Source organism: Arthrobacter sp. NPDC089319 (genome assembly GCF_040684925.1).
Lineage (GTDB): Bacteria > Actinomycetota > Actinomycetes > Actinomycetales > Micrococcaceae > Crystallibacter.
On record NZ_JBFBGZ010000001.1, the window covers coordinates 172,536 to 190,849 of the forward strand.

An 18,314-nucleotide genomic window follows, 5' to 3' on the forward strand; every position below is an offset into this window, starting at 1 on the left:
CCTGGCTCACGGAAGGATCGGAGCATGCCAAGACACCACACGGTCAACGGACGGATGCCCTGGAGACCGGCGGAAGCGACCGACGTCGTGCTCCTGGGCGGGACGGACCGGTTGCGTGATGAAATCGCTCGCATTGCTGCGGCGGCGGGGCTGGCACTTCGCGCCGAGCCCCCGAGGGACGCGCCGGTGGCCGCTGCCGGAGCCACCCCGGTGCTGCTGGGAACCGGCTATGCCCGGGTACCGCGGACCACTGCGGAAGTCATCGTGGTCGGCTTCATCGATGAGGCGCCCGCGCTCTGGGACCTGGCGGCCTCAACCGGTGCGGGCCGGGTCGCAGTGCTGCCCGACGGCGCGGCGTGGCTGGCCGAATACCTGAGCCGGACCAGGCGGCGGGAAACTGCGGGAAAGTTGGTTGCCGTGCACGGGGCCAGCGGCGGAGTGGGGACATCGGCGCTGGCCGGATGGTTGGCCGCCACGGCGGCACAGTCCGGAACGGCCACGGTGCTGGTGGACGGGGACCCGCTGGGCGGCGGACTCTCCTCGGCGCTGGGCGCCGCCGACGTTCCTGGATTGGTCTGGCCGGATTTGGCGGAGGTGCAGGGGACGGTGAACCCGGTGCAACTGGCGGCGTCGCTGCCCGCGATCGCCGGCTTCTCGCTGCTGTCCTGGCCGGGGACCGGGGAAGCAAACCTGCCGGAGATGCCGGCGGTCGAAACTGCCGCGGCGGTCATGGCAGCCGCCTCGGGCGCTTTCGCTTTGGTGGTGATCGACGCCGGACGGCTGCGGACCGGGCGTGAGGTTGGGCCGCCGGCGGACGATATCGTTGTGCTGACCAGAGCAGACTGCCGCTCCCGCCGGGCCGCCGCGTCTGCGGTCAGGGCCGCAGCAGGCACCGGCGCCACTGTCCATGTGGTGGTCAGGGGGCCGTTGCCGGCGGGGACCGACGAACAACTCATTGCCGATGGGCTGGGTGCGCCGCTGGCCGGGTATCTGCCGCATCTTCGGGCTGTGCCGGCGGGCCAGCGCGACGGACGGCTGCCGGAGTTCGCCTCCAACCGGCGGATCCGGTCGTTGTGCGCCAGCTTGCTGGAGCGGCTGGAAATCGGGCACACATCGGGGCGGCGGCCTTGAACGGCGTTGGTCGGGGGCGCCGGGCAGTACCGGTCGGGACCCCCGGGATCAGCCTGGAACCCTTCCGCAGCGCAGTGTTGTCGGACCCGTCGCCGGTGACGGGGGTACGACTGGCGGCGGCGGTCCAGTCGAGCGGACGGCTGTTGGGAACTGCCGGCACGCTGCAGGCGGTCGATTCCCTGACCGCGGAGTTGCGCGGGCTCGGGCCCCTGCAGCAGCTGGCCGATGCCCAGGTGACGGACATTCTGGTGAACGGCCCGCACGACGTCTGGACCGACGGCGACGGAGGCCTGCGTCGGGCCGAAGTCGCTTTCGGCAGCGATGCGGACGTGCGGGCACTGGCCGTACGTTTGGTTGCGGCCGGCGGTCGCAGGCTCGACGACGGAAATCCGTGCGCGGATGTACACCTCGCGGGCTACCGGGTCCATGCCGTGCTGCCGCCGGTTTCCACCGGCGGCACACTGCTGTCGATCCGTCTCCACCGGCCGCGCCGCTTCACGCTTTCGGAACTGCTCGTGTCCGCCCCGCAGTGGCAGCCTTACCTTGAAGCCATCGTGATCCAGCGCCTGAATTTCCTGATCTGTGGAGCAACCGGATCCGGCAAGACCACGATGCTGGCGGCAATGCTTGGCGGCGTTTCCCCGCAGGAACGGATGGTCTTGGTCGAGGACGCTGCCGAACTGAATCCGGGGCATCCGCATGTGGTGGGCCTGCAGAGCCGGACCAGCAATGTCGAGGGCACAGGGTCGGTCGGCATGGCGGAGCTGGTCCGGCAGGCCCTGCGCATGCGCCCGGACCGGCTGGTGGTCGGTGAGTGCCGAGGCGCGGAAGTCCGGGAATTTCTGGCGGCGATGAACACTGGCCACACCGGTGCCGGGGGCACGATCCACGCGAATTCGGCGGCAGCCGTGCCGGCCCGGCTGGCTGCCATGGGCGCGCTCGCAGGGATGAACGCCGACGCGATTGCGCTGCAGGCTGCCAGCGCATTGGATCTGGTGATCTCGATGCAGCGGACCGAGGCAGGACGTTGCGTGCAGGAGGTCTGCCTGCTGCAGACCACTGATGCCGGACGATTGCACACCATCATGGCTTTGGCCGCAGCCGGGGCCGGCGTGAGGCATGGCCATGGCTGGGACGAGCTCCGCGGACGGTTGTTCCCGTGACCGGGCTTCTCATGTTCCTGCTGATGGTGACCGCATGCCTGCTGTTGGTGCCGTGGAGGCAGACCGGCCCAGCTGACAAGGGCGAGGGCACCGAGGGCATCCGGCGGCGGGCATTCAGCAACGGCAGGAGGCGGCAGATCGCAGCGGCGCAAGTGGACCAGCTGCCGCTGTTCGTGCGGCAGTTGGCCGCGCTGCTGCGCTCGGGACGTACTCCGGCCCAGCTGTGGCCGGACATGCTCGCGGTCTACGCCGTACCGGGACCCCTTGCCGGAGATCCGCCGGGCAGCCGAAAACCGGACTTGACGGGACCTGCGCCCGGTGCGTCGGCGGAAGGAGAGGCGCTGTTGCTCCCCAGTCTTCAGGCGGCGGCCCAAGCCGCGGAACTGGGACTGGGTATCGGGCCGGTTCTGCGCCGGCCGCAGCCGGCCCGCGGCGGACGGGTGGACGCCGCCGCCGCCGCAGCAGCGGAACGCATGTGGCGGGATCTGGCCTCCTGCTGGGAGGTGTCCGAAAGGACCGGGGCGCCGCTGGCGCTGCTGCTGGAGAACTATGCACGGCACCTGCAGGACCGGCTCGATGGCAGGGCGGGGCGCCGGACCGCGCTGGCGGGACCTAAGGCGACGGCCACCCTGCTCGGCTGGCTGCCGCTGCTGGGACTCGGCCTCGGAACCGCCATGGGAGCCGACCCGGTCGGCACGCTGCTGCTGTCGGCGTCGGGTTGGCCGGTCCTCGTCAGCGGGGCAATGCTGATGATTGGTGCACGCCTCTGGTCGCGCGACCTTGTCCGCCGGGCCGCCGGACCGGATGCCCGGTGATCCCGGTCCTGACGGGCGCACTGCTCTTCGGCGCGGCCTTGTTGCTGTGGCCGGGGCTCTCCGGAGCGGGTCCACCCGCCATACGGCAGACGAACACAGACCGGGGGAATGAGGGTGGAAACGAAGCACCCGAAGATCCGGCGCTGCAGCTGGACCTGCTGGGAGCCATGCTGGCCGCGGGTTTGTCCCTGCCGCATGCCGTGACTGCCCTTGCTGCCATCGCTCGCGGACCGCAGCAAACAGCTTTGCAACGGGTCGCCTCGGCGCTGTTGCTGGGCGTGGACTGGCAAGAGGCCTGGGCACTTGGGGGACGCGGAAGCGGGATGGACCTGCTCCGCGACTCACTACGCTTCGGTGCGGCCACGGGCGCTCCATCTGCAGCGGTGCTCTTTGCCCAAGCTGACCAGCTGCGCCGGCGCCGTCGGCAGGAGGAACAGCAGCGCGCGGCTGCGCTTGGCACAAAACTCGTCCTCCCGCTGGGCCTGTGTGCCCTGCCCTCCTTCATCGCGCTGGGAGTTGTGCCGGTGCTGGTCGCCCTCGTGCCCCCACTCTGAGCATTCCTCCACAGTGCAGCCGAGGCCGCATATTGCGCACCAGCACCAGTTCGGCCCTGCCGGGTTCAAGACCGTGTCCGGGAAGCTCGAATAACCGCAATCCGGCGGTCACATCCAGGAGGAAAACATGTCATTGTCACTGGCTAATTGGCGGGACCGGACGACCCCGAACCGGCTGCCGCTGAGCCCGGCGCGGGCTGAAGGATCCGAAGCCGAGCATGATGAACCCGAGAATCTGGCGGAGGTGATTGCGTTTCCCGGCGGGGGACAGGGCGCCCGGGCCGGGAGGAGCTGGCGCCAGCTGGGCGGTTCCGAAGCAGGGATGGCTACCGCCGAGTACGCCATCGCAACGCTGGCTGCCGTAGCATTCGCCGGTCTCTTGGTCCTGATCCTGCGCAGCGGCGAAGTCCGCGGCATGCTCACGGGCCTGGTGGAACTGGCGCTCACGGCGGTCTGACAGATGCCGAGCCGCTGCGGACCAGTCCTTCGCTCCATGTGCGGTGCGACCGCCAACGGCCGGCGCGCCGGTGAACGCGGCAGCGTCACGGCTGAATTCGCCGTCGCCCTGCCGGCAGTCATCGTCGTCCTGGCCTTCCTGCTGGCGGGGGCGGCAGCCGGGGCAGCCCAGCTGAATCTGGAGAAGGCGGCCCAGGCGGCGGTCCGCCAACTAGGCCGCGGCGAGACGGAGGCAGCAGCCGCCCGCACCGTCCGCTCGATTGCGGGCGAGGGTGCTGCCGTGGCGGCGGACAGCAGCGGCGGCTGGGTGACCGTCCGGGTCACCGCGTCGGTGCCCGGCCCCTGGCCGGAGCTCGGCGGCTGGACGCTGGCCGCCGAAGCCACCGGTCCGGCCGAGCTGGGCGGCGGCCCCGCGGATCCGGCGGGAGCAGGCAGCGGTGACGGCTAGCGAGCGTCCAGCCGCCCGGGCGGTGTTACGACGTCCGGCAGCCGGCCCACTCTGCCTGCATCACGAGGACCGCGGGGCCGGAACGGTTCTCGCAGTCGGACTGGTGCTGCTGCTGTGCCTGATGCTCGCCGTGGTTGCCTCGGTGCTGCAAGCGGGAATGGCATCGGCGCGGGCTGGCAAGGCGGCGGACCTGGCTGCCTTGGCCGGCGCCGATGCAGCCCGCGGGCTGCTGGCTGGCGACCCCTGCACTCTTGCCGCGGAAGTAGCAGGCAAGCAGGATGCCGAACTGTCCGCGTGCAGCCGTTCGGGGCCCGGCGGTGTTGTGGTCGACGTGCGTACCCGCACCGCGCTGCCCGACGTCTTCGGATGGATCAAAGGGGAGTGGACGCATGCCGAAGGCCGCGCACGGGCGGGACCGCCGCCGGAGAGATAGACGATCGGCGGCGGTCCGGCAGCAGTTGCAGTCCAGTACACAGCAGCGGGGCTGTCCCGCTATACCGCCGTTGCCTGGTGCCGTTGTGCCGGGGCAGGGCCGGCGTGGGACAGCAGCGCCTCGATCAGCGTGACCGCACCGGACTTGTCCAGCGGATTGTTCTTGTTGCCGCATTTTGGCGACTGCACGCAGGACGGGCAGCCGGTTTCGCATTCGCAGGAACGGATGGCGTCCCTGGTGGCGGCCAGCCACGTCCGCGCCGCCTCGAAGCCGCGTTCGGCAAATCCCGCGCCGCCGGGATGACCGTCGTAGACGAAGATCGTCGGCTTGCCGGTGTCGGCGTGCAGGGCGGTTGAGACTCCGCCGATGTCCCACCGGTCGCTGGAGGCCACCAGCGGCAGCAGCCCGATGCCCGCATGTTCGGCGGCGTGCAGGGCGCCGGGAACGCGGGCCGCAACCAAACCGGCGGAGGCCAACTGCTGCTCGCCGATGGTGAACCACACGGCCTTGGTAAACAACTCCCGGGCGCCGAGTTCCAGCGGTTCCTCGCCCAGAATCTCGTTGGAGATGAACGCTTTGCGCTGGAAGGAGATGACCTTCGTGGTGACCTTGACCTCGCCGAAGCATGCCTGGACCTCGCCCCAGTCCTCGGTCCGTTCGGCTCCTAGCACTTCAATCTGCGTGATGTCGCGGGCCTGCGTGTAATAGTCCGGATTGGCCCGGGTCACCATCGCGCAGTGGTCCTGCTCGTTGAGTTCATCCACCACGTAGGTGGTGCCCTGGTGGACGTACACCGCGCCGCTGTGGGCCTGATAGTGCGACTGCGGCGAGTCCATGGTCCCCAGCAGCGTGCCGGACTCCGACTCGACGATGCTGATCGGTCCGCCGCCGTCGGCTCGCAGATTGACCATGGCGGCGGCGCTTTCCGGATGGGTCCAATACCAGCCGGCGGGCCGGCGGCGGAGGTAGCCCTCGGCCGTCAGCCGGTCGAGCAAGCCCGGGGCAGCCGGACCGAACAACCCGATGTCCACAGGGGTCAACGGAAGCTCCTGGGCGGCCGCGCACAGGTGGGGGCCCAAGACGTAGGGATTCGAGGGGTCGAACACGGTGGCTTCCACCGAGACGTCGAAGACCGCTTCGGGGTGGTGCACCAGATAGGTATCCAGCGGATCGTCGCTGGCCACGAACGCGGCGAGCGCATCCTGGCCGGATCTGCCGGCCCGGCCGATCTGCTGGAACAGCGACGCGCGGGTTCCGGGCCAGCCCGCGACCAAGACGGCATCCAGCCCGGAAATATCGATGCCAAGTTCCAGCGCCGAAGTGCTGGCGACGCCCAGCAACTGCCCGGAGCGAAGCTTGGCTTCCAGCTCCCGCCGCTCCTCCGGCAGGTAGCCGGAGCGGTACGCCGCGACCCGGCCCGGCAACGAGGGATGGACGTCGTCCAGCAGCCGCTTGGTGATCGAGGAAATCGTCTCGGCGCCGCGGCGCGACTTGATGAAAGCGATGGTGCGCACCTGTGCGGAGACCAGATTGGCCATCAAATCGGATGTCTCGGCGACCACGGTGCGCCGTTCTTTGGCCCCGTTCTCGCCCTTGAGCTCCGTGAGCTGGGGCTCCCAGAACGCCACCGTAGTGGATCCGTGCGGCGAGCAGTCTTCGGTCACTGCCTCGGCGTCGGCGCCGATCAGCCGTCCGAATGAGGTCCCGGGGTCCGCGGAGGTGGCCGAGGCTCCGATGAACACCGGGTCGGCCCCATAGCTGGCGCAGATCCGACGCAACCGGCGCATCAGGTTGGCCACATTCGAGCCGAAGACGCCGCGGTAGCTGTGCGCTTCGTCGATGATCACGTAGCGCAGCCGGCGGAAGAACCGCGCCCACCAAGCATGATTGGGAAGGATGCCGAAATGCAGCATGTCCGGATTCGCCAGGACGAAGTTCGCATGGTCCCGGATCCAGCGGCGGGCACCCGGGTCGGTGTCGCCGTCGTAGGTTTCCGCCCTGACGGTGGGCAGCTTCAGCGATTTGATTGCGGCCAGCTGGTCGGCTGCCAGCGCCTTGGTGGGGGCCAGATACAAGGCGACGGCTCCGCTGGGCTCCAAGCTCACGGCGTCCGCCAGCCCCGTGCGGTGGATGGCGTCCAGTGCCGGCAGCTGGTAGGCCAGCGATTTTCCGGAGGCGGTGCCGGTGGCAATGATGGTGTGCCGCCCGTCGTGGGCGCTCTCCGCCGCCCGAACCTGGTGGCGCCACGGCTGGTGCACGCCGAGCATGGCGTAGGCGGCGCGGACATCGTCGTGGACCCAGTCCGGCCAAGGCTCGATTACTGCCTCCCTCGCCGGGAGCTTGCGGACGTGCACCAGTTGCTCGGGCTCCGCACCGGAACCGAGCAGCGGAATCAAGGAGTCGTGCATCGCCACCCGAATATTGTGTCATCACCCGGGGAGGCAACGCGGCAGGCCGACCCGGACCGCCGGGATGGCCGAGGCCAAGACCCAGACCAAGACCCAGACCAAGACCCAGACCAAGACCCAGACCAAGACCAAGACCAAGCGCAGCGGTGCGTCGGTGCGCACGCCCGCGGGGTCAACCGGAAGTGGTCAGCCCTCCGCCGCGGGCTTGAGGATCATCACATCGCAGACGGTGTCCCAGCCCAGGTGGTTGTAGAGCATCTGTCCGTCGTGCGAGGCGATCAGCAGCCCGGTATCCACCACGTGCTCGAAGGTGGAGGCGATCAGCGCGCGCATTACATGTGTGGCCAGACCGCGACGGCGGTAGTTGAGGTCGGTTTCGATGTGGTCGAAGACAGCGAAATTGTCGACGACGGCGACCACCCCGTGTGCGGCCTCGTTGCCTTCATGCACCACGCGGACCCGGTGGACGTTGCCCGTTTTTTCCAGTTCGGTTTTGAAATCGGCGTCGCGATACCACGGATCCTCGGCGTCCTGCCCGGACATGTCCGTGACCATCAGCGACTGGGCATTGTGGTGCACGCGGAGACCATGCTGGGGGGCCAGCCGGTGGATCCGCTGCGCGTCGCGGGTCAGTACCGTGAAGATACGTCCGGGGGACTTGGTGGTGTCGCCGGCCACCGCGGCGAATTCCTCGTCGCCCGGCTCAAACGCAAAGTATTCCCAGTCTCCGGTCTTGTCGGCCAGCAGCACGGCGGGATGGCCGGCAACCTCTTCGGAGGAGTAACCCCGGCAGGCAGACCAGCCGGCAACCCAGACGGAAAGGACGTCGTCCGGAACGTCAGTCGTGTAATCGTTGCCCATAGCAGGACTGTACCTAACAGCGGCCGCGGGCGGCACCTGAAAGCGATGACAACCCGGTCACAATCCCAAATTCCACGCCTACGGCTAATTTTGGATTCCACACCACCGCGTAATCTTGATGGGTGGCTTTGAACCGAATTGTGCTTTATTACGCTTTCACCCCGCTGCCGGACCCGGATGCCATCCGGCTGTGGCAGCGCGCGCTGGGCGAGAAACTTGGCCTGCGCGGCCGGATCCTGATCTCCAAGGACGGCATCAACGGCACCGTCGGCGGCGAGCTGAACGCGGTGAAACAATACGTGAAAACCACCCGCGAGCACCCGGCGTTCCGCAATCTCGACGTGAAATGGTCCGAAGGCGGGGCGGAGGACTTCCCGCGCCTGAGTATCAAGGTGCGCGACGAGATCGTCTCCTTCGGCGCCCCGGGCGAGCTCAAAGTGAACCAGGACGGCGTGGTCGGCGGTGGAACGCACCTGCGCCCGGAGGAACTGCATCAGTTGATCGATGCCAAGAAGGCCTCCGGCGACGACGTGGTCTTCTTCGACGGCCGCAACGCGTTCGAGGCGCAGATCGGCAAGTTCAAAGACGCCATCGTTCCGGACGTGGCCACCACCCACGATTTCATCAAGGAACTGGACTCGGGCAAGTACGACGACCTCAAGGACAAGCCGGTGGTCACCTACTGCACCGGCGGGATCCGCTGCGAAGTCCTCTCCTCCCTGATGGTCAACCGGGGTTTCCAAGAGGTCTACCAACTCGACGGCGGGATTGTCCGCTACGGCGAGACCTTCGGCGACGCCGGGCTGTGGGAGGGTTCGCTCTACGTCTTTGACCAGCGCATGCACCTCGAGTTCACGCCGGATGCCAAAACCATCGGAGAATGTGTCCGCTGCCAGGCGCCCACCAGCAAGTTCGAGAACTGCTCTAATGCCGAATGCCGCCAGTTGACGCTTTACTGCTCCGCGTGTGCGGCGGACCCGCAAACCCTGCGCTGCCCGGACGGCTGCCCGGCATAGCCGCGGCGGATTACGCGGCCGCGGTCTCCGGCCACAGCCCGCCGGTGGCGTCCTGCGGTTCGGTTTCCTCGACTTCGGTCTTGAACACGCTCATGCCGCGCGCCTGGTAATTGGTAACGGCCGCCGGCCCATCCAAGGAACAGGTGTGGACCCAGACCCGCCGCACCGGCGGGAACCGGTCCCAACGCCGGTCCAGTTGCCATGCCTGCCGGATGCCTTCGGCCAGCAGGGCTCCGCCCAGGCCGCGGCCGATCGCCTCCGGGAACAGCCCGAAGTACATGATTTCGACGTCGGTGCCCGCCTCGGCCGGGCGGCCCAGTAGTTCCACGTAGCCGGCCGGCGCGCCGCCGGTGTAGAGCACCCAGGTTTCCGAGCCGCGTGTGCGGACCACTTGTTCCCACTCGCTGCGGGTGAGCGCCAGCCGGTCGCCCCAGTTCCAGCTGCTTCCTACGCTGCGGTACAGGAACTTGCTGAACTCCGGGCTGATCCGGCGCACGTGCACAACGGCGGCGTCGTCCGGCAGCGGGCGCGACCCGGGAACCAGCTGGGCGGGATCGGTTTGTTCAAGGTGGGTGGTGGTGACGAGCATGCAGTCATTTAACCACCGGGCCGCGGTGTCGGGCTCACAGCACGGCCGCCGGCTCCGGCCGCCGGAGCGCGGCCAGGGCCTGGGCGCCCGGCAAATCGGAGGCGCTGGCGGGGCGTGAGATGTAGTAGCCCTGCGCGGTGTCGCAGCCGAGCTCCCGCAGCACCTCCAGCTGCTCCGGCCGTTCAACGCCCTCGGCGGTCACCTTCAGCCCCCAGGCGTGGGCAATGTCGATCAGGCCGCCCACGAAGGCGGCTTCGCGCTCGGAAGTGTCGATGTTGTCAATGAAGGACTTATCGATCTTGACGGTGTTCAGCGGCAGGTCCCGCAACATCCCCACGGAGGAGTACCCGGTGCCGAAGTCGTCCAGATCGACGCCGATGCCGGCCTCCCGGAGCTGGGCCAGCTGTTTGATCGCGCGGGGGAAGTCCGCAATTGCGGAACTCTCGGTGATCTCCACTCGGATCAATTCCGCCGGAACACGGTGCTCGGCCATGGCGGCCAGCAGTTCGCCGACCACCTTGTTCGCGGCCAGCTGGATCGGTGAGACATTGATGGAGACCGTCCGCGGGCTGCCTTCCTCCAGCCAAGCGGCGGCCTGGCCGCAGGCCTCGTTGAAAACCCACTGGCCGATCTGCTGGATGAGGTTCACGCTTTCGGCCACGGGGATGAACTCCGAGGGCGGCACTGGTCCCAGGACCTCGTCGTGCCAGCGCAGCAGTGCTTCCACTGCCCGGCTGCCGTCGGTGGCAAGGTCCAGCAGTGGCTGGTAGTGCAGCCGGAAGCCGCCCGCCGCCACCGCCAGCTGGAGGCGGCGCCGCAGCTGGGCCTGCCTGGCCACGGGTGCGGTTTCGCCGCGGGCGCTGAGCCAGACCACGCGGCCCTTGCCGGCCCGTTTGGCCGCCAGCATGGCGCCGTCCGCCTGCCGCAGCAGCACGTCCAACTGGCTCAGTTGCTCTTCCTCGACCACGTCGGATGCCATGGCCAGGCCGATGGACGCCGAGATGTGCAGCTCGTGGTCGTCGAAGGGGAAAGGTTTAACCGCTTCGGCCAGGATGCGGTCCGCGATGCTGCGGGCTTGGTCGGGGCCGACGTCGACCAGCAGCACCGCGAACTCGTCGCCGCCCAGCCGGGCCACGATGTCGCGGCCGCGCACGGTGCGCTGCAGCCGGCTCGTGAACCCGGTCAGAATGCTGTCGCCGGCCCGATGGCCAAAGGTGTCGTTCACGTGCTTGAACCGGTCCAGGTCGATACACAGGATCGCCACGCGGTCGGGATCGCAGTCGCCGACCAGTTCCGCACCGCGCTCGTCGAGCAGCCGCCGGTTGGGCAGCCCGGTCAGCGGGTCGTGCATGGCGTCGTGCTGGAACAGCGCCGAAACCTCTTCGAAGATGCGCGAGACTGCCACCACTCCCGGACCGTCGGGGCCGACCACCAGGAAGTCCTCGTACCTGGCGCCGGGCGGCCGGGCCAGGATCCGCCGCGCGGCCTGCGTCATGGACAGCTCCGGGGCCACCTCAAACGAGCGGTCCGGCCGCAGCTGGCCCACCCGCGTGCGGCTGTGCAGTGCGCGCCCATAGCCCAGCCGCCCACTGAGCTCCGACTCCAGCCGCTCCCGCAGGAGCAGCCAATGCGACCCGTCGGCCTCCACCGCAACGGCCGGCAGCGAGCGGTCGGCTTGGAACCAGCCGTTGATCTCCATGATCAGGGCGTCGGCGGGGACCACCGGGACCTTGCTGCCCAAATCGCCGACCCGTTGCGGCCGGTCCGCGGGTGGCAGCGCCGCCGCGTTGGTACGTGAATCCATGCCCCAGTCAGTACCACACGCGTGCGGCGTCCAGATGAACGGCAGGGAAACAGGCCGGCTCACTAGACTTGGCGGGTGGACTTTGCAGACTTTTCCCATGTGCCCGCCGCCCCGGCCAGCAACGACCCGCGGCTGCTGGCCAAGCTGGCCGCCGATCTGGCCGAACTGGACTACAGCGTGGATGGGGTGGCGGCGCTGCTGGGCGAGCAGGCCTGGGCGGCCTTTGACCGCGACCAGCTGGTCCCGGCGGTGCTGGCTACCGCCCGCTTGCTGGAGGATCCGGCACACCGGCGCCTGGCCGCCGTCGTGCGTTGCTGGCTCTTGGGCCGCACGGTGGAGCCGGAGCGGCTGGCACCGGCGTTCCCGCGGACGGGTCTGGACGGACTCGCCGCGCTGGGGTTGGTGGAGCACGACGGCGGCGCGTTGCGTGCCGCCGTCGACCTCCGACCGTACGCCTTTGGCGGCACCGAATTGTGGGTGGCCAGCGACCTGGGCGCGCACCAGCGGCCCGGCGTCCTCCGGCGCGACCATGTGCTGGGCATCGGACAGGCCTCGCTGACCTTGGCCCAGCTGACTATCCGAACAGAAGTGGGGCGGGCGCTGGACCTGGGCACCGGCTGCGGGATCCAGCTGTTCCATCTGCTGGGCCATTGCCGGCACGTCACCGCCACCGACATCTCGGAGCGGGCGCTCGCCTTCACCCGGTTCAACCTGGTGCTGAACGCCGGTGCGCTGGGGCTGGACCCGGACCACCTGGCGGCGCGGGTCAGCCTGCGGCTGGGCAGTCTGTTGGAGCCGGTGGCAGGGGAGCGGTTTGATCTGGTGGTGTCCAACCCGCCGTTCGTGATCACGCCGAGGCAGCCTTCGGAACGCGCCGAGGAGCAATTCACCTACCGCGACGGCGGGCTGCCCGGCGACGACATCGTGGGTTCCCTCTTCCGCACGCTCCCTTCCGTGCTGGCCGACGGCGGGGCTGCGCAGCTGTTGGGCAACTGGGAAATCCCCTACGGGGCGGTGAGCTGGCATGCCAGGCTCGAGCTGTGGCTGGCACCGGATACCGACGCCTGGGTGATCCAGCGCGAACAGCTCAGCCCGGCGCAGTATGCGGAAACGTGGCTGCGTGACGCTTCGGAGAACCGCGACCCCGCCGCCTTCGCCTCGGCCTACGCCGCCTACCTGGACGACTTCGAGTCCCGCGCGGTGGAGGCCATCGGCTTCGGCATGGTCTGGCTGCGCCGTTCCGCGGCCAACCCCGGGGCGACGGCCAACGGTAGGTTGCGCCGGTTCGAGGAGATCACCTATCCGATCGAGCAACCCATCGGGCCGCATCTGGCAGCAGCCCTTGAGCGGTCGGACTGGCTGGCCGCCCACGCCGCGGACTTCGGCCGCCAGCATCTCCAGGTGGCCGAGGACGTGACCGAGGAGCGGCACCAGCGGCCCGGAGCAGAACATCCCGGCGTCATCTTGCTGCGCCAGGGCGCGGGACTGCGCCGGACCAACCTGATGAGCACCGAACTGGCGGGCTTCGTTTCCGCCAGCGACGGCGAACTCGGCGTGGACCAGCTCATCGGCGCCCTGGCCGCGCTGCTGGACCGCCCGGAAGCCGACTTCGCCCGGCAGCTTTCCGAGGAGGTATGGAACCTGGTCGCCGACGGCTTCCTGGTGCCTACCGGCCAGTAGGTCTGATGGTTTCCTGATTGCAGCCTGTGGGAATCTGGATCACCGCCGCCATGGGCCGTGAGCGGCATTACACTTACTGATCATGACTAAGGGTTCAACCACCACGACCGGCCGGGCTGCTGCTGTTGCAGCGGAGCCCCAGCGGGAGCCTGCCGCCGGGGACCGGGTCAATATCTCCGATGCCCGGGCCATCCGGGCGCTGGCCCACAATGTGCGGTTGAAAGTCATCGAGGAACTCTTCGATACCCAGCAGCCGGCCACCGCCACCGAATTGGCCCAGCGGCACGGGCTGACCCCCAGCGCGATGAGCTACCACCTGCGCGCCCTGGAGAAGTGGGGCTTCGTCAAACGGTGCGCCAACCAGGGCGACGGGCGGGAGCGGCACTGGCAGGCGGCCGCCGGACGGTTGGACGTGACCAGCGTGGCGGACAGCCGCGCCGCCACCTTGGGTGTGGTGGACGTGGAACTGAACGATCTTCGCGAACGTCTGTCCAAATATGTCAAACGGGACAAGCAGGCGCCGGATCCGGACACCTGGCGGCAGGAAGGACACCTGGCTGCGCTGAGCACGGGGCGGTTCTATTTGACCGAGGAACAGCGCAAGGACCTCGGCCGCCGGATCGGCGAGATCCTGCTGGAATTCAGCCCGACCACCAACCCGGAGAACAGGGGTGAAGGGGCGGAGAAACTCTACTATGTCTTCTCCTTCCTGCCCGGCGACATCGACAACGACTAGGGCTCCGGCGGGGCCACTGCCGGCCTCCCGCGCAGCCCGGAGCCAGCCGCTTCTCCAGATCGCGTGTTCTGGTTCGCGGTACTGTTGCGGCTAACCTAGTGCTGACGGTCCTCCGCCCCGCCGGGTTGGGGGACGTACTTACAAGCGCATCAAAAGACCTTTCTTTCTTTACGTAGGAGCACAGTGCCAGCCAAGGCCCGCGAAAAAACCGGCAAGAAACTCGTCATCGTCGAGTCTCCAGCCAAGGGCAAGACCATCGCCGGGTACCTCGGCGAGGGCTACGAGGTCACGGCCTCCATGGGTCATATCCGTGACCTGCCCCAGCCCTCCGACCTGCCTGCTGAGCTGAAAAAGACGTCGGTCGGCAAGTTTGCGGTGGACATCGAGCACGATTTCGAGCCCTACTACGTGGTGTCGCCGGACAAGAAGAAGAAGGTGTCCGAGCTCAAGTCGATGCTCAAGGACGCCGACGAACTTTATCTGGCAACTGACGGTGATCGCGAAGGCGAAGCCATTGCGTGGCACTTGCTCCAGGTGCTCCAGCCCAAGGTGCCGGTGCACCGCATGACCTTCAGCGAGATCACCCGCGAAGCCTTGCAGCGTGCCCTGACCGAGGTCCGCGAGGTTGACACCGACCTGGTGGACGCGCAGGAAACTCGCCGGATCGTGGACCGGCTGTTCGGCTACGAGCTCTCGCCGGTGCTCTGGCGCAAGGTCAAGGCTGGCCTGTCCGCGGGACGCGTGCAGTCGGTGGCCACGCGGCTGGTGGTGGAGCGTGAACGTGAGCGGATGGCTTTCCGCGCGGCCTCCTACTGGGACCTGCTGGCCACGGTGCAGCCCGAGGACACCTCCAAGGGGACGGCATTCAAGGCCAAGCTGGTGAGCGTCGACGGTGGCCGGGTTGCCGTCGGCAAGGACTTCGACGATCTGGGCCGGCTGAAGGCCCGCTCGGCCGTCCACCTGGACGAGGCCGCCGCCACCGGCTTGGCGGACTCGCTGCGCAGCGCCGAGTTCTCCGTCCGCGCCGTGGAGAACAAGCCCTACACCCGCCGCCCGGCCGCCCCGTTCACCACCTCCACCCTGCAGCAGGAGGCGGCCCGTAAGCTCCGGTTCTCCGCCCGCTCCACCATGTCGGTGGCGCAGAAGCTGTATGAAAACGGCTACATCACCTATATGCGTACCGACTCGCCGGCGCTGAGTGACCAGGCCGTCAACGCCGCCCGCCGGCAGGCCTCGGAGCTGTACGGACCCGAGTACGTCCCGGATTCCCGCCGGGTCTACAAGGGCAAGGACAAGAACGCGCAGGAAGCCCACGAAGCCATCCGGCCCGCCGGCGATTCGTTCCGCACGCCCGGCCAGGTCCGCAGCCAGTTGTCCAACGACGAGTACCGGCTCTACGAGCTGGTCTGGAAGCGCACCGTGGCTTCGCAGATGACCGATGCCAAGGGCTCAACCTCCACGGTGCGCCTGGGTGCCATTGCCGGTGACGGCCGGGACGCCGAATTCACGGCATCCGGCACCGTGATCACCTTCCCCGGGTTCCTGGCCGCCTACGAGGAGGGCAAGGACGCCGGACGGGATGAGGACGACGACACCAGCGGCGGCCGGCTGCCGAACCTCGCCCAGGGCGATGCCTTGGAAGCCCAAGCGGTCGACGCCGTCGGACACGAGACCTCCGCACCGCCGCGCTACACCGAAGCATCGCTGATCAAGACGTTGGAAGACCGCGGTATCGGTCGCCCGTCCACCTACGCCGCCACCATCTCCACCATCATGGACCGCGGCTATGTCCGTACCCGCGGCTCCGCGCTGGTGCCGAGCTGGATCGCGTTCTCCGTGGTCCGGCTGCTGGAGGAACATTTCAGCGACTACGTGGACTATGACTTCACGGCCGAGCTGGAAGAGGACCTGGACCGGATTGCCCGTGGCGAGGCAAGTCGGACCGAATGGCTCTCCGGCTTCTACTACGGCGACCGCAAGGAAACCGGCCTGAACACCGTGGTCAACGACCTGGGCGAGATCGATCCCCGCCAGATCAACTCCATCGATATTGCCGAGGGCATCACCCTGCGGGTGGGCAAATTCGGGCCCTACCTGGAGCGCAACGGCAATGCCGAAGGGGACGAGCCGCAGCGTGCCAACGTTCCCGACGAGCTGGCCCCGGACGAACTAACGGCGGAGAAGGCCGTGGAGCTGATGGAAACGCAGGGCCCGGGCGAGCGCGAGCTCGGCACGGATCCGGAGACGGGCCGGACCATTGTGGCCAAGGAAGGCCGGTACGGCGCCTACGTCACCGAAGTCATCCACGAGCCGACGGCCGAGGAACTGGCCGCGCAGCCGGTGGAGTACTACAAGAACGGCAAGCCCAAGCCGCCGAAGAAACCGGTCAAGGTCAAGCCGCGCACTGGGTCTCTGTTCAAGTCGATGAGCGTGGACACGGTGACCCTCGAGGACGCGCTGAAGCTGCTGAGCCTGCCGCGCGTGCTCGGCACCGATGCGGAGGGCGCCGAAATCACCGTGCAGAACGGCCGCTTCGGTCCGTACCTGAAGAAGGGGACGGACTCGCGGTCGATCGGTTCGGAAGAGGAAATCTTCACCATCACACTGGAGCAGGCGCTGGAGATCTACTCGCAGCCGAAGACCCGCGGCGGCCGCACCGCGGCCGCACCGCTGGCCGAGTTCGGTGTGGATCCGGTGTCGGAGAAGAACATCGTGGTCAAGGACGGCCGGTTCGGCCCGTACATTACCGACGGCGTCACGAACATTACGGTGCCGCGTTCCACCAGCCTGGAGGAACTGACGCGCGAACAGGCGGTTGAACTGCTGGCGGAAAAGCGGGCCAAGGGACCGGCGAAGGGGCCCGCCAAGAAACCTGCCCGGCGCAAGGCAGCCGCCAAGAAGTAGCCGATCGCGGGCTTCGGGAGCACGGACAGCTGCTGCCGAAGCCCGGGTCCGGTTGCAGTGCCGGGGCAACGGCGCTGCATAATATGAGAATGCGTCTGGGCGTCCTCGACATCGGTTCCAACACTGTGCACTTGCTGTTGGTGGATGCCCACCCCGGCGCCCGTCCGGTGCCGTTCGCGTCGCACAAGCGGCCGTTGTCGCTGGTGGCCTATCTGGACGCCGACGGCAATATCACCGAGGAAGGCCAGCAGGAACTCATCGGTTTCGTGCAGGAGGCCTGGCGGTTCGCCGGGCTGCACCGTGCCGAAGACATGCTGGCCTTTTGCACCTCCGCCATCCGCGAGGCCGGCAACGGCCGGGCCGTGCTGGACCGGGTCAAGGCCGAAGCCAACGTCACGCTGCAGGAGCTGACCGGCCCGGAAGAGGCCGGCATGACCCTGGTCGCGGTCCGTCGCTGGTACGGCTGGGGATCGGGCACCGTGCTGGACCTGGACATTGGCGGCGGCTCCTTTGAAATGGCAATGGGGCATGACGAACAGCCCGATCTGGCCGTATCGGTGCCGCTGGGAGCAGGAAGGCTGACCAGACAGTGGCTGCCCGAGGACCCGCCCAGCGTGAAGAGCCTCAAGGAACTGCACGGCTACATCCGCGAGACCTTGGCACCCGCGGTGGCCGAGTTCGCCGTCTTGGGCCGCCCGGACATGGTGGTGGGAACGTCGAAGACCTTCCGCTCGCTGGCCAGGATCGCCGGAGCAGCTCCCTCTGCGGCCGGCCCGTACGTGCGGCGTGAACTGCACCGCACCGACTTGTCCCTGTGGGCCCGGAGGCTGGCCGCCATGCCGGTCAGCGACCGCGTGAATCTGCCCGGGGTCTCGGCCGTGCGGGCGCCGCAGTTGTTGGCGGGCGCGATGGTCGCCGAAGCGGCGATGGAAATGTTCCGGATCGAGACCTTGCAGATCTGCCCGTGGGCGCTGCGCGAAGGCCTGATCCTCAAACGGTTCGACCACCTGCTCTACGACAGCGATGCGCCGGTCAGCCCGGTGGGCACCATGCTGGTGCAGAAGGCTGTGGAGCCGGCCCCCGCCGTCGAGTCGGTGGGAAGCCAATAGGCCCTGGCCGCGGGCGGACCACGAGGCGAACGGAGTTCGGGGCTTAAAAGGCGGCGCCGGCGAACGTTGCGGTCGGTTGGGGGAGTCAACCGCTGTTCGCCGGCGCCCGGACCGGACCAGCAGATCCGGTCCATCATCACTCGCACCTTGATGAGGTCTTATAGACATTAGGGGGCGAAGTTGAGATAACCCCCTTAAGAACCTGAA

17 protein-coding genes are annotated in these 18,314 nt (G+C 68.2%); 12 read left to right on the top strand and 5 right to left on the bottom strand.

Annotated elements, in window-relative coordinates:
* Positions 1-24: 24 nt before the first annotated feature.
* The 7 genes from ssd (at position 25) to AB0N75_RS00835 (ending at position 5,000) form a co-directional block, all read left to right on the top strand.
* Positions 25-1,131 (top strand): septum site-determining protein Ssd, encoded by a 1,107-nt coding sequence (gene ssd, locus AB0N75_RS00805; protein WP_364643725.1) that lies wholly within the window; start codon positions 25-27, stop codon positions 1,129-1,131.
* 47 nt (positions 1,132-1,178) lie between these two features.
* Positions 1,179-2,294: a TadA family conjugal transfer-associated ATPase gene (locus AB0N75_RS00810; RefSeq protein WP_364644779.1), complete on the top strand. Its 1,116-nt coding sequence runs from the start codon at positions 1,179-1,181 to the stop codon at positions 2,292-2,294.
* Positions 2,291-3,109: a hypothetical protein gene (locus AB0N75_RS00815; RefSeq protein ID WP_364643728.1), complete on the top strand. Its 819-nt coding sequence runs from the start codon at positions 2,291-2,293 to the stop codon at positions 3,107-3,109. Before AB0N75_RS00810 ends, AB0N75_RS00815 begins: the two co-directional genes overlap by 4 nt.
* Positions 3,106-3,663, top strand: coding sequence for a type II secretion system F family protein (locus tag AB0N75_RS00820; RefSeq protein ID WP_364643731.1), 558 nt, complete (start codon positions 3,106-3,108; stop codon positions 3,661-3,663). The genes AB0N75_RS00815 and AB0N75_RS00820 overlap by 4 nt, the downstream gene beginning before the upstream one ends.
* Before the next feature lie 127 nt (positions 3,664-3,790).
* Positions 3,791-4,120 (top strand): DUF4244 domain-containing protein, encoded by a 330-nt coding sequence (locus tag AB0N75_RS00825; protein WP_364643733.1) that lies wholly within the window; start codon positions 3,791-3,793, stop codon positions 4,118-4,120.
* A 36-nt stretch (positions 4,121-4,156) separates the two neighbouring features.
* A complete protein-coding gene (locus AB0N75_RS00830; protein ID WP_364643736.1) occupies positions 4,157-4,567 on the top strand; it encodes a TadE family type IV pilus minor pilin in 411 nt (136 codons plus the stop codon).
* Positions 4,557-5,000 carry an Rv3654c family TadE-like protein gene (locus tag AB0N75_RS00835; RefSeq protein ID WP_364643739.1) on the top strand — a complete coding sequence of 148 codons (444 nt, stop codon included), beginning with the start codon at positions 4,557-4,559 and terminating at the stop codon, positions 4,998-5,000. The genes AB0N75_RS00830 and AB0N75_RS00835 overlap by 11 nt, the downstream gene beginning before the upstream one ends.
* Before the next feature lie 59 nt (positions 5,001-5,059).
* Here the strand turns inward: AB0N75_RS00835 and AB0N75_RS00840 are convergent, their stop codons facing one another.
* Genes AB0N75_RS00840 through AB0N75_RS00850 form a run of 3 tightly spaced genes read right to left on the bottom strand, consistent with a single transcriptional unit; the run spans position 5,060 to position 8,269 of the window.
* Positions 5,060-7,414 (bottom strand): DEAD/DEAH box helicase, encoded by a 2,355-nt coding sequence (locus tag AB0N75_RS00840; protein WP_364643742.1) that lies wholly within the window; start codon positions 7,412-7,414, stop codon positions 5,060-5,062.
* Positions 7,415-7,429: 15 nt separating this feature from the next.
* Positions 7,430-7,570 (bottom strand): hypothetical protein, encoded by a 141-nt coding sequence (locus AB0N75_RS00845; RefSeq protein WP_364643744.1) that lies wholly within the window; start codon positions 7,568-7,570, stop codon positions 7,430-7,432.
* Positions 7,571-7,594: 24 nt separating this feature from the next.
* Positions 7,595-8,269, bottom strand: a complete 675-nt coding sequence (locus AB0N75_RS00850; RefSeq protein ID WP_364643747.1) for a GNAT family N-acetyltransferase — start codon at positions 8,267-8,269, stop codon at positions 7,595-7,597.
* Positions 8,270-8,391: 122 nt separating this feature from the next.
* Here AB0N75_RS00850 and AB0N75_RS00855 point away from each other — a divergent pair, with 122 nt between their 5' ends.
* On the top strand, positions 8,392-9,285 hold the full coding sequence (locus AB0N75_RS00855) for a rhodanese-related sulfurtransferase (RefSeq protein WP_364643750.1): 894 nt from the start codon (positions 8,392-8,394) through the stop codon (positions 9,283-9,285).
* Positions 9,286-9,295: 10 nt separating this feature from the next.
* On the opposite strand, the gene AB0N75_RS00860 is transcribed toward AB0N75_RS00855, so the two are convergent.
* Together AB0N75_RS00860 and AB0N75_RS00865 are read right to left on the bottom strand one after the other, a co-directional pair.
* Entirely contained in the window at positions 9,296-9,874 is a 579-nt protein-coding gene (locus AB0N75_RS00860) for a GNAT family N-acetyltransferase (RefSeq protein WP_364643753.1), read from the bottom strand.
* Between the two features lie 34 nt (positions 9,875-9,908).
* Positions 9,909-11,678, bottom strand: a complete 1,770-nt coding sequence (locus AB0N75_RS00865) for a bifunctional diguanylate cyclase/phosphodiesterase (protein ID WP_364643756.1) — start codon at positions 11,676-11,678, stop codon at positions 9,909-9,911.
* A gap of 75 nt (positions 11,679-11,753) precedes the next feature.
* On the opposite strand from AB0N75_RS00865, the gene AB0N75_RS00870 reads away from it, so the two are divergent.
* The 4 genes from AB0N75_RS00870 (at position 11,754) to AB0N75_RS00885 (ending at position 18,107) form a co-directional block, all read left to right on the top strand.
* On the top strand, positions 11,754-13,358 hold the full coding sequence (locus AB0N75_RS00870; RefSeq protein ID WP_364643759.1) for a methyltransferase: 1,605 nt from the start codon (positions 11,754-11,756) through the stop codon (positions 13,356-13,358).
* An 82-nt stretch (positions 13,359-13,440) separates the two neighbouring features.
* Complete coding sequence (locus AB0N75_RS00875; protein WP_364643762.1) at positions 13,441-14,094, top strand: metalloregulator ArsR/SmtB family transcription factor; 654 nt, start codon at positions 13,441-13,443, stop codon at positions 14,092-14,094.
* Between the two features lie 183 nt (positions 14,095-14,277).
* Positions 14,278-16,998: a type I DNA topoisomerase gene (topA, locus tag AB0N75_RS00880; protein ID WP_364643765.1), complete on the top strand. Its 2,721-nt coding sequence runs from the start codon at positions 14,278-14,280 to the stop codon at positions 16,996-16,998.
* 89 nt (positions 16,999-17,087) lie between these two features.
* Positions 17,088-18,107 (top strand): Ppx/GppA family phosphatase, encoded by a 1,020-nt coding sequence (locus AB0N75_RS00885; RefSeq protein WP_364643768.1) that lies wholly within the window; start codon positions 17,088-17,090, stop codon positions 18,105-18,107.
* The last annotated feature ends 207 nt before the right edge of the window (positions 18,108-18,314 follow it).

Bases quoted from the DNA above. Each gene is read 5' to 3' on its own strand.
- AB0N75_RS00850 (WP_364643747.1), bottom strand. From the start codon at position 8,269: ATGGGCAACGATTACACGACTGACGTTCCGGACGACGTCCTTTCCGTC.
- AB0N75_RS00830 (WP_364643736.1), top strand. From the start codon at position 4,157: ATGTGCGGTGCGACCGCCAACGGCCGGCGCGCCGGTGAACGCGGCAGC.
- AB0N75_RS00825 (WP_364643733.1), top strand. From the start codon at position 3,791: ATGTCATTGTCACTGGCTAATTGGCGGGACCGGACGACCCCGAACCGG.
- AB0N75_RS00875 (WP_364643762.1), top strand. From the start codon at position 13,441: ATGACTAAGGGTTCAACCACCACGACCGGCCGGGCTGCTGCTGTTGCA.
- AB0N75_RS00885 (WP_364643768.1), top strand. From the start codon at position 17,088: ATGCGTCTGGGCGTCCTCGACATCGGTTCCAACACTGTGCACTTGCTG.
- AB0N75_RS00860 (WP_364643753.1), bottom strand. From the start codon at position 9,874: ATGCTCGTCACCACCACCCACCTTGAACAAACCGATCCCGCCCAGCTG.
- ssd (WP_364643725.1), top strand. From the start codon at position 25: ATGCCAAGACACCACACGGTCAACGGACGGATGCCCTGGAGACCGGCG.
- AB0N75_RS00865 (WP_364643756.1), bottom strand. From the start codon at position 11,678: ATGGATTCACGTACCAACGCGGCGGCGCTGCCACCCGCGGACCGGCCG.